Source organism: Nocardia wallacei, assembly GCF_029868745.1.
Classification (GTDB): Bacteria; Actinomycetota; Actinomycetes; order Mycobacteriales; family Mycobacteriaceae; genus Nocardia; species Nocardia wallacei_B.
Map to the genome: position 1 here is coordinate 76,211 of NZ_JARWOP010000358.1, position 10,327 is coordinate 86,537.

The following is a 10,327-nucleotide window of genomic DNA, read 5'->3' on the forward strand; positions in this document are numbered from 1 at the left end:
CATCACCCCGCTCACGTCCACATTGTCGAAGGTCCCGCCGCCCACGCGCACCGCGCGAATCGCCAGTCCTCCGGCCGGGAGGAAGCGCCGGATGGGCGAAATCACCAGTATCGGACCCGGTCTTGCACAATTTAATGGTCCGTCGCCCACCGGGCCGCTAGACAGCGGTATAGTGCTTCCATCCCGGCACGAGGACGGCCATGCGGAACGACGAACACGCAAAGATCAATTTCGTTGTCACACGACTCGCCGCGAGTCATCCCGAAACGCCTTTCGAGACCGTAGCAGCAACTGTGACACGAATTCATGATCGTTTATCGAAGGCAGCAGTACGCGACTACCTTCCCGCACTGGTAGAGCATTGCGCGGAACGTGAGCTTTCCGGTATACCACCCAGGCGACTACGGTCACGTTAGCTATTTTTCGCCATCCAACCCATGGCGAACCACTCGGTACGGCTGAATCGACGACGATAATTCCAGCCAGTACTTTCTGTCATCCATCGATGTTTGAACAGACCATGATCATAGGTTGAGCGCTTTCGAGCGAGCAAGGTTCGATAAGGTGATGAGATCGACGCTCCGGTTCTCACGGAGTCGAATGGAATCAAAGCGCGCACCAAAGGCGCGCAAAACCGGCGGCATCAGTCTCTCGGTCTCGTTGTCGAGTCGACGGGCTGTCAAGGTCTATATCGTCTTCATCGCCCTGTTCGTATTCCCGGGAATCGTCGGCGCGGTTGCCACCGCTCAGTCCGGGGCGTCCGCGAACCAGGAGCTCGCGTGGATGGAGGTGCGCGATTCTTCGGGCGTCTCCTTGTCGAATTATCTGATCGTGACCGATTACAGCCTTTTCAATCCGGGCAAGACGGTGGTGTCGGCCCTGCTCGAGCTGGAGTTCGTGGGCTATATGGCGATCGTGACCTCCGCGATCTGGATGATCGGCTTCGTTCTCGGGCTCGGCTGGTTGAGCACGGTGGGCGTGGCGCTGCAGGGCACGGCCGAAGGCATGACCGGCCAGGTCGCCACCACGGCCGCATTGTTCACCGGGGTCACCATGGGTGCTCTCGTCGTGGGGATATTCATCATCCGTGGCCATTTCGCGAAAGCGAAGGTACAGGTGGTGACGATGTTCATCGTGGCGGTCCTGGGCCCGGTGTTTCTCGCCGATCCACTCGGCGAGGTGCTGTCGGCCGACGGGTTCTTCGCGCAGGCCCGCAATGTCGGGATCGCGGTCGCCGCGGGGGTGAACGGCAACAGCAACCCCGACCCGGACCAGGTGGTGGCGACGATGCAGGAGACGCTCGCCGAAAACTTCGCGCGTAAACCGGTGCAGGTGTGGAACTTCGGACACGTCATCGACGAGCGGCCAGGTTGCGGCGCCGCATGGACCGCGGGCGTGCGGTCGGGCAGCGGCGACAGAGTCCTCGAGGCGATGCACGCGTGCGGTGACCAAGAGGCCTACGTGCATGCGAAGAACCCCGGAATGGGCCAGGTCGGAGCTGGGCTGATCCTGCTGGTTTCCGCGATCGTCCTGCTGGGATTCTCGGTGTATCTGGCCGGGAAGGTCTTCGGCTCGACGATGCGCACCATTTATCATCTGTTTCGGGCCATCTTCGGCTTCGCGTTCGGTGGTTTCGTCTACGGTCCGACGCAGATCGCCCTCATTCGGGACGCGACGGACGCACTGATCGGTGCGGTGCGCATGTTCGCCTATGTCGTGTTCATCGGCATCTACACGTTGTTCATCGGCAACCTTTTCCGGCAGGCGCCGGGACAGGTCACCTCGGTGATGTTCATAGCGGCCATCGTCATGGTGGTCGCGATCTTCCAGCTGGCACGGCTGAGCAAGGGCATGGATCGCGGCCACGAGTGGATGTCGCAGCGGCTGGCGGGGGCCGCACTCGGGGACCGGCCCGGCGGCGGCATGACCGGCGGCGCCGTGGGAATGGGGACTACACGCGCGAATGGATCGCTCGCGACCGGCTTGCTGGCCGGTCTCGGCGCGGTGAGCACGATCAGCAATTCACCGGCCACCGAATGGCTGGCCGGACGGACACGCTCACCGCTGCGACCATTCGCGAGGACCGAAAGAGGAGCGCAACTCGCCAGCTGGGACGTGTGGAACAGTCCAGGCTTCGGCGGTACACAGGGTTGGTATCGCCAGTCCTACCTCAACCGCCAGCAGTTCGCCGAGGCCGCACGCGAGGGCGCGACACAATACGGCGGCCTCAACACCATCAAAGGCGTGGCCGCGGCGCTGCAAGGCGTCCAAGACCGCGGCGGGACACTCGCCGACGCTCAGGGCGCACTGCTGGGAGCCGGTTTCACCGACCAGAGGCTCATCCGATACGGCGTGCGTTCCTGGGGCATCGTCGACGCCAACGCCGAGGACGAAACACTGGCCGACAAACACCTCGGTCACGTCGTCGCGGCAATGCAGCGCGCGCAGCATTCGGCCAACCTGGTCGCGCGCGGACGGGGCGACGCGACGGAAACAGCCGCCGACCTGGCGACACTGCAAGCATCGACCTTCCGGTATCGCCGAGCCAATCCTGGCGGGGTCACGCTGGACGGCGGAATCGCCGGCGGCCCGCAGCGAACCTGGGTCGATGACTACATGGCCAATCCGGCACGACGCAAAATCCAAGCGTTGCAGGCATTGGCCAGCGGAGATCCAGCACCGACCGCGTCGGGTCTCGGCGGGATCGACCAGAACGGCGCCGCGCGGATGTTGACCTGGATCGGCAACGACCACGCGATGCGGGTCCAGCAGCACGTCGACCGACTGCTGGTAGACCCGGCCGACCCACAGCGCATACGCGATGCCCGAGCCGCGATCGTCGCCGCCACAGACACCGACCAATGGGCCTCGGGAGTGCATCGCACCCCGTGGAACTCCCTCGCACCGCCGGGATCGAACCTGCCTCCCCGCGACTGGCGGGACCGAATGCGACCCGTGGCCGACTTACTGCGGTGACACGAGCGAGAAGCGTGTTTCACAAGCGGTCCGGAGCGTACGACGACGCCATCGATGCCCAGAATTCGAAATCATCGTCGCCGGGCTCGTACGTCAGACGCCCTGCGTTGAGATCTCCGTCGGGGCCGACGACGGTGAAGTAGACAGCTATGCTGCCGTCGCTCAGACGGCGCACGACCGGCGATTTTCTGGCCATGGCAAACCTCGGTGCTTTCCTGGTCACTCCAGGACATGAATCCGCAAGCTCATGGGCCCCTTTTTCGACCCTGTGTTCGCAGCGTAGCGACAACTACGCATACTTCGGATCGGCAGGATCGCCGGTAAATCGAGCCGAGCGCGGCGCGTCTCGCTCGGTGAGGGCCGCGCGGATAAGTTCGCCGCGCGAGCGCATTTTCAGCTTGTCGAAAATCTTGCGGAGGTGGTAGTCGACGGTCCGGGCGCTGAGGAACATCTGCGCCGCGATCTCGCGATTGGTGAGACCGGCGGCGACGGCTTCGACGATGCGAATTTCCTGTGGCGTCAACTTGTCGGTCAGGATCGATTCCGGGGTGGACTCCACCATCTCCCCCGCCGCGCGCAGCTCCCGGCGAGCACGCTCGGCCCACGCGGTGGCGCCGAGCGATCGGAAGGTCTCGAACGCGGCCCGCAGGGGCAGGCGGGCCTCGGCCTTGCGCCGCCGACGTCGCAGGTACTCGCCGAACAACAGCTGAGTTCGCGCGAATTCCATGGGTTGATCACCACGTTCGTGCAGTGCGAGCGCGCGGCGGAACTCGTCCGCGGCGGCGGGCCCGGCGAGCAATGCCTGGCACCGCGCCGCCACGGCGCACAGTTCGGGGGAATGCGCCGATGCGGACCGCCGCGCGAGCGGTTCGAGCGCACGAACGGCCAGCTCGGTCTTGCCCGCTTGCACGGCCGCCTCGATCAAATCCGGCGTCTGCACCAGCAGCATCCCCGGATGATCGAAGTCGCCCGGAGGCTGGAGATTCGCCAAGGCCGCATCGGCTCGACCGGCGGCCAGATCGAGCAGACCGAGCGCCCGTCTGGCGGTGAGAATGATATCCACGAGGCGACGCGGCACCGCCTCGGCCAGGACCTCGTAGGCGAGGTCACGCGCCCGCTGCTCTTGTCCCCGCAGCGCCGCCGCCAAGGCCAGGGCGCTGCGATGCCAGCAGCTCGCGTTGGACTGCCCGATCTCCTCGGCGAGCCGATACCCCTCCTCCGCCGAGGCCTCCGCCGAACGAAATCTCCCACCGGCGATGTCGTCGCTCACCACCCGTTCCAAGGCCCAGACCACGAGCCCCGCCGCGCCGACGCGCCGCGCGTTCCGCACGGCCGCCCGATTCAGCTGCCGGCCCAGCTCCCTGTCGCCGAGGCCCCACAGAATTCCGCTCGCCCAGCACAGCAGGGCGGGATCGGTAAGTCCCGCCACAATTTCCTTGTCCGCGGGCGCCAGGCCGTCGGGCTTTCCCGCGCGCACCCGGAACGCGCCGCGGAACAGTCTGAGCAGCGCGTCGTGGCCGTCGGTCCCCGTGAGCGGCAGTTGTTCCACGATCTCCACGATCTCCGACGACGCGGTGGGCATATTCGCGTGGTAGCCGGCCTCGCCGAACAGCATCAGCAGTGGAATGGCCTGTCGCGGTTGGGATTCCAGCACCGCCGGGATCAGCGGGCGGAGCATGGCGACCGCGTCCGCGGGCATGCCGGTGTGCAACTCCATCGACGCGCGCAACCACGTCACATCCCGGTGTATCGACTCGCCGACCCGGCCCTCCCGGTCGATCAGTTCGAGCATCCGGCCGACACGGTCGAGGTCTCCGGCGTTCCACCAGGCCGCGGCCGATCGGTAAAACCGCCGCGAACGCCGCGGTCCGTCCGTACTGAGCTCGCCCGCCCGCGCGAACAACGCCGCGGAGGTGGCCGAACTGACCCGGGCGGCTCCGTCGGCGGCTCGCTCGAGTTGCTCGGCGAGTTCCTCGTCCGGTCCGTCCACCGACTGCCCCAGATGCCAAGCGCGGCGCTCGATCTCGTCGGCGGCGGTGCCCATCGCCGCGGCCAGCGCCCGGTGCGCGTCCCGGCGATCCGAGGCGGTGGCGCCGTGGTAGACGGCCGAGCAGATCAGCGGGTGGCGGAACGCGATGGTCGCCGCGTCCGTCTCGACGACGAATTCGTCCAGCGCATCGAGTTCTCCTGCTGCCGAACCGAATTCGTCGGCGGCACGAGCCAATACCGCCCGCCGGAGATGCCCGGCGGTCGCGATCAGCAACAGCAGCCGCTGCCGGGGCCGGGTGAGCTGCTCCACCCGTGCCCGGAACGCCGCCCGCAACCGGTCGGCGAGGAGTAGTGGCGTGGACGGCGGCACACCGTCGCGGATGACCTCGGCCGGAAGCTCGATGATCGCCAGCGGATTGCCCGCGGTCGCGTCCAGGACCACATCCCGCTCGGCCGACGACAGTCGCGAACCGGTCCGCTCGAGCAGCAGCCGACCGGCCGCTTCCCGGTCCAGGGCGTGCAATGGCAGGTCGAGTGCGCCCGGCACCGCGAGCGGCGGGCGTTCGTCCGTCCTCGAAGCCAGCACCAGCACAATCGGTTCCGTGTCGAGCCGTCTCGCGACGAACTCCAGCACACCCATCGAGGGCCGGTCGGTCCAATGGACGTCATCGACCGAACACAGCAGGGGCCGATCTCCGGCCAGGTCCGACAGCAGCGACAGCGTCGCCAGTCCGACCAGGAACCGGTCGGGCGCGGAGCCTGCCGCGAGCCCGAAGACGACGCGCAGCGCGGCCGCGAGCGGCTCCGGCAACCGGTCGACCTCGCCCAGAACCGGGAGCAGCAGCTGATGCAGTGTGGCGTAACCGAATTCGGACTCCTGCGGCACGCTCGTCGCGCGCAGTACCCGCACTCCGGCGGCTTCGGAGGCGAGACTGTCCAGCAGCACGCTCTTCCCGATTCCGGGCTCGCCGTGCACGATGACGGCCGCGCCCTGCCCGGCGCGGGCTTGCTCCAGCAGGGCCGCCACCGCTGCCAGTTCCTTCTCGCGACCAACCAGCACGGGTACCAGACTAGCCTCGGTCAGAGCTGGGAACCGCTCGCCACCTGCGGGAACTTCGTCCATCCGGGCACGTCGTCCCGGCATCGAAGGTCGACTCGCCGACACTTTGCGCGCCTATCCACGAGTCGCGGAGAGCCGATTTCCGCCCGCCCGCACCCACGCGGTGACGAAGGCGACCACGAACGCCAGGTGCACGACGAGAAAGAGCTTGGCGAGATCGCGCGCCTCACCGGTGGCGACGCCCCACACGTCGTTGGCGGCGACCACGCCGAAGCCGACGAGATTCGCCAGTACGACCGTGTTCCGGATCGACGCCGGTGCGGTCTTGCGCGCCATCCAGTTCAGCACGGCGATGCCCAGCATCGGCCCGCCCAACAGCCGAAGCAGTGCGATCAATTGCGGCGACGCGTCCTCGGGCACGGCGTCGACGCCGAATTGCACCGGCACGAGAATCAGCGAAAGCCCAATGGCGCCAAGGTAGATCGCGGCAAGCACGAGAAGTGGTTTGTACATGTGAATCCGTGTCCCGTTCCCTAGCGGATAGCTTGTCTATCCATAATGGGAAGCTACACTATCCACATGGTGGAGTCCAGAGTCGCCTCGGGCATGCGGATGGCGGAACTGAGCCGGGAGTCCGGTATGGCGGTCGCGACGATCAAGTACTACCAACGCGAAGGTCTGCTTCCCCCTGGGGAATTGACCAGCCCCAACCAGGCCCGCTACGGCGCCGCACACGTCCGGCGCCTCAAACTGGTCCGTGCGCTGATGGAGATCGGGGGGCTGTCGGTCGCCGACGTGCGCGAGGTCCTCGCCGCCGTCGACGAGCCACAGAGTTCCACCCACGACATCCTCGGATTGGCCCAGCACGGTTTGCCCGCGCCACGGGTGCGGGTCGACGACGCGGATCGGGCATGGGCGATGCGGCTGATCGAACCCGTACTGGCCGAACGCGATTGGCGGCCACCGCCGCAATCAGCGCTGATCGAGGATCTGGTCGGGGTGCTCTGCACCTTCCGGGAGGTCGGGCACGAATGGGTGCTCGGCGCGTTGTCGTGCTACGCGGAATCCGCCGATCGCGTCGCCGCCGCCGACATCGGCGCGGTCGCACGCCTGGGTTCGGTCGATGCTGTGGTCGAAGGCGCGGTCGTCGGAACCGTCCTCGGCGATGCCCTGCTGGCCGTCCTGCGGCGTGTCGCCCACGCGGAGATATCCCGCAAACGGTTCAATTCCCGGCAGGCACGGTCCGAGCCGTGACGAACCCGGCCGAACAGCGCCCTTGTCGCAGATGGTGCGGAAGGTGTCGGTTCCGACACTACCGCTTGCCGAATGCCCGCCATAGGTTCTGCTTGTGGCCCGGCTCGAAGACATGATGGCGAAAGGAAGCGAGCTGGTACTGCGCGGTCGCGAGCGAGAGCGAGCGCTACTGGGAAATCTGTTGCGCTGTACCATGATCGGCCACGGCGGCGCGGCTCTGATACATGGGGATCCGGGGATCGGCAAGAGCGCGCTACTGGAAGACGTCGTGCACCGCGCGAACGGAATGCGGGTGCTCCGCGTGACATGTGTCGAACCGGAATCCGACCTCGGGTACGCGATGCTGCATCGGCTGGTCACACCCGCGCTCGCGCGGATCGATCGACTGCCCGCGCCGCAAGCCGACGCGCTACGCACCATTTTCGGGCTGGCGGACGGTGCGACACCGGATCGTTTCCTGGTCGGCGTGGCGACTCTCTCGCTGCTCTCCGAGCTGGCCGGCGAACAGCCGCTGGTGTGCCTGGTCGATGACGCGCAGTGGGCGGACCGCCCGTCGCTGCACGTGCTCGAGTTCGTGGCGCGGCGATTGGCGACCGAACGGGTCGCGGTATTGATCGCAACCCGCACCGAGGAGTACCCGCTCACGGTCAGCGGCGTCTTCGATATGCCTCTGACCGGCCTGGATCGCGAGTCGGCACGGGCGCTTCTCCGCGAGCGCGCCGGTGCCGAATTGTCCGCCGCCCAGCAGGAGACAATTCTGGATGCGGCGGTCGGGAACCCTCTGGCGCTGCGGGAGCTCCCGGCCGAGGTGCTCCGTGCGAATGTCGTGCCGGAACCACTGCCGCTCGCCGACGAGTTGCGGCACGCATTCCTGCGTCGGGTTCAGCGTCTCAGTGCGCCTGTGCAGCAACTCATGCTGCTGATCGCCGCCGACGGCCGCACGCACTACAGCACGCTACGCCGCGCTTTCGCCGTGCACGCTCCCGCCGTGGAATGGACGTCGGCCGGGCTCGACGCACTCGATGATCTGCTCACCATGGACGAGGCCTCGGTGATCGCATTCCGCCATCCGCTGATCCGGTCGGCGGTCTACCACGGCGCCGACCCGGACGAACGCCGACGGGCACACCATGCCCTTGCCATCGCGCTGCAAGCCGACGACGACGCGGCCGAACGGCGCGCGTGGCACCTCGGACAAGCCGCCGACGGCGAAAACGAGGCCACCGCCGCCGAATTGGAACGATCGGCCTACCGCGCGGCCCGCGTCAGTTCGGCGACCGCGGCGGCGCTGCTCGCGCGGAGCGCGGAGCTGAGCGCCCCCGGCCGACAGCGGTCCCGTCGCAGCTTCGAATCCGCCGCAGCCTGGTGGACCAGCGGCGACTTCGACCGCGCCGCCGCGATGCTCGAGGGCATTCACGGCCAGGATCAGCCCGACAGACCCCGGCGATGGGACGTCATCTGGCTGCAGGCGTCGCTGGAATTGCACATCGGCAATCCCTCGAAGGCTTTGTCTCTGCTGCGACCGATCCTCGTCCCTGCGGCGGAAACGAGTGTCTCTCTCGCACTTCCGTTGTTGGTTCTGTTCAACGAGGCGGCCTTCTGCGCGAATGCCGATGCCTGGGCGCACGTCGCCGGCGCGGCCGAGCGGCTCACGCCGTCCGGTAACGAGATCGCGGATGTCCTCGCGCGGCTGCTCCGCGGCAGCTGCCGGGTCCGTGCGGGGCAGGACGCCGGATTGGCGCCCGGGGATCTGGACGCGGTGGAGCAGTCGACCGATCCGGCCCACCTGTGGTGGGCCAGCGGGTTCATGCTCGGCCTCGGCCACAAGGATCGAGCGCGGCGGTTGTGCAGGCTCGCGACCCAGCATGCCCGGCGACTGGGTGCCGCGGTGTTCCTGCCCTGGGCCTTGTGGCGCGTGGCCAGCGACGACCTCGGGGCGGGCCGCTTCCGCTCGGCAGAGGCATTCGCCGAAGAAGGTCGCCAGATCGCGGAGGAAACCGGACAGATCAATGCCGGACTGGCTTTGCGCGGCTCGCTCGCCATGCTGGCCGCGCTGCGTGGTCAGGAGGAATCTGCCGAGGAGCTGGCCCTCAGCGTGATCGCCGAGGGCTCGGCCCAAGGCATGACCGGTGCCGTCGTCATCGCCCACCGGGCGCTCGGCCTGCTCGACCTTGCCGCCGACCGCCCCGGCCGGGCACTCGAGCACTTCGAGCCACCGTCGAGCGACTCCTACCTCGGATTGGGGATGGTCAACGTTCCCGACCTGGTCGAAGCCGCGGTGGCGGCGGGCCGGCCGGAATTGATCGCCGAGCCACTCGCCGCGTTCACTCGGTGGGCGGACACCGCGAACAGGCCCGACCTGAGTGCTCTCGCAGCCAGATGCCGCGCGCTGACGTCTTCCGGCGACACCGCCGACACCGAATTCCGCCGCGCCCTGGGCTTCCACGCGCACACAGACCAACCGCTCGAGCACGCACGGACCCAGTTCCTTTTCGGACAGCACTTGCGCCGCGAACGTCGCCCCACCGATGCCCGCGATCCTCTCCGCATCGCCCTCGCGACGTTCGAATCGCTCGGAGCCCGAGCATGGGCCGACCGCGCACGCGACGAACTACGGGCCGCGGGCGAAACCCGCAAAACCCCCGTCACCGACCGTGCCGCCGACCTCACCCCCCAGGAGGCCCGCATCGTCGAGGCCGTCACCGGCGGACTCACCAATCGCGAAATCGCGGCTCAGCTGTTCCTCAGTCCGCGAACGATCGACTACCACTTGCGGAAGGTCTTCGTGAAAATGGGAGTCAGCTCGCGCGCCGAACTTACCCGAGACGTGCTGCACGGAGCCGGGACGAAACAGCCCCTCGTCGACCAGCCGAGCACCGGTGATCGTGCCGGCGGGTAGGAGCGCGTGCTGCTGCCGACGATGGCCGAAGCTGATCCGCTGCGAGCGGTGTCGTTGCTGATGCTGTTCGGGGAAGCCAGCTTCCACGCGAACCTGCCCATCGAGTGGGCACATGTCGGAGCCATCGCCGAGAGATTGCCGATGTCCGG

7 protein-coding genes are annotated in these 10,327 nt (G+C 67.4%); 4 read left to right on the forward strand and 3 right to left on the reverse strand.

Annotated elements, in window-relative coordinates; all coding sequences use genetic code 11:
- Nucleotides 1–200 precede the first annotated feature (200 nt).
- The gene (locus QH470_RS38375; RefSeq protein WP_400178781.1) at nucleotides 201–416 is read left to right on the forward strand and encodes a three-helix bundle dimerization domain-containing protein; all 216 of its coding nucleotides are present in this window, start codon (nucleotides 201–203) and stop codon (nucleotides 414–416) included.
- A gap of 184 nt (nucleotides 417–600) precedes the next feature.
- Complete coding sequence (locus QH470_RS33555) at nucleotides 601–2,976, forward strand: hypothetical protein (RefSeq protein WP_280276402.1); 2,376 nt, start codon at nucleotides 601–603, stop codon at nucleotides 2,974–2,976.
- 19 nt (nucleotides 2,977–2,995) lie between these two features.
- On the opposite strand, the gene QH470_RS33560 is transcribed toward QH470_RS33555, so the two are convergent.
- The 3 genes from QH470_RS33560 to QH470_RS33570 form a co-directional block, all read right to left on the reverse strand.
- Nucleotides 2,996–3,172, reverse strand: coding sequence for a hypothetical protein (locus tag QH470_RS33560; protein WP_280276403.1), 177 nt, complete (start codon nucleotides 3,170–3,172; stop codon nucleotides 2,996–2,998).
- 93 nt (nucleotides 3,173–3,265) lie between these two features.
- Nucleotides 3,266–6,025, reverse strand: a complete 2,760-nt coding sequence (locus tag QH470_RS33565) for an ATP-binding protein (RefSeq protein WP_280276404.1) — start codon at nucleotides 6,023–6,025, stop codon at nucleotides 3,266–3,268.
- A gap of 114 nt (nucleotides 6,026–6,139) precedes the next feature.
- A complete protein-coding gene (locus tag QH470_RS33570) occupies nucleotides 6,140–6,472 on the reverse strand; it encodes a hypothetical protein (protein ID WP_280276405.1) in 333 nt (110 codons plus the stop codon).
- A 132-nt stretch (nucleotides 6,473–6,604) separates the two neighbouring features.
- Between QH470_RS33570 and QH470_RS33575 the strand changes: the two genes are divergently transcribed.
- Together QH470_RS33575 and QH470_RS33580 are read left to right on the forward strand one after the other, a co-directional pair.
- Nucleotides 6,605–7,279, forward strand: a complete 675-nt coding sequence (locus QH470_RS33575; protein WP_280276406.1) for a MerR family transcriptional regulator — start codon at nucleotides 6,605–6,607, stop codon at nucleotides 7,277–7,279.
- Nucleotides 7,280–7,373: 94 nt separating this feature from the next.
- The gene (locus tag QH470_RS33580; RefSeq protein ID WP_280276407.1) at nucleotides 7,374–10,178 is read left to right on the forward strand and encodes a helix-turn-helix transcriptional regulator; all 2,805 of its coding nucleotides are present in this window, start codon (nucleotides 7,374–7,376) and stop codon (nucleotides 10,176–10,178) included.
- Nucleotides 10,179–10,327: the final 149 nt, after the last annotated feature.

Bases quoted from the DNA above. Each gene is read 5' to 3' on its own strand.
- QH470_RS33560 (WP_280276403.1), bottom strand. From the start codon at position 3,172: ATGGCCAGAAAATCGCCGGTCGTGCGCCGTCTGAGCGACGGCAGCATA.
- QH470_RS33575 (WP_280276406.1), top strand. From the start codon at position 6,605: ATGGTGGAGTCCAGAGTCGCCTCGGGCATGCGGATGGCGGAACTGAGC.
- QH470_RS33555 (WP_280276402.1), top strand. From the start codon at position 601: ATGGAATCAAAGCGCGCACCAAAGGCGCGCAAAACCGGCGGCATCAGT.
- QH470_RS38375 (WP_400178781.1), top strand. From the start codon at position 201: ATGCGGAACGACGAACACGCAAAGATCAATTTCGTTGTCACACGACTC.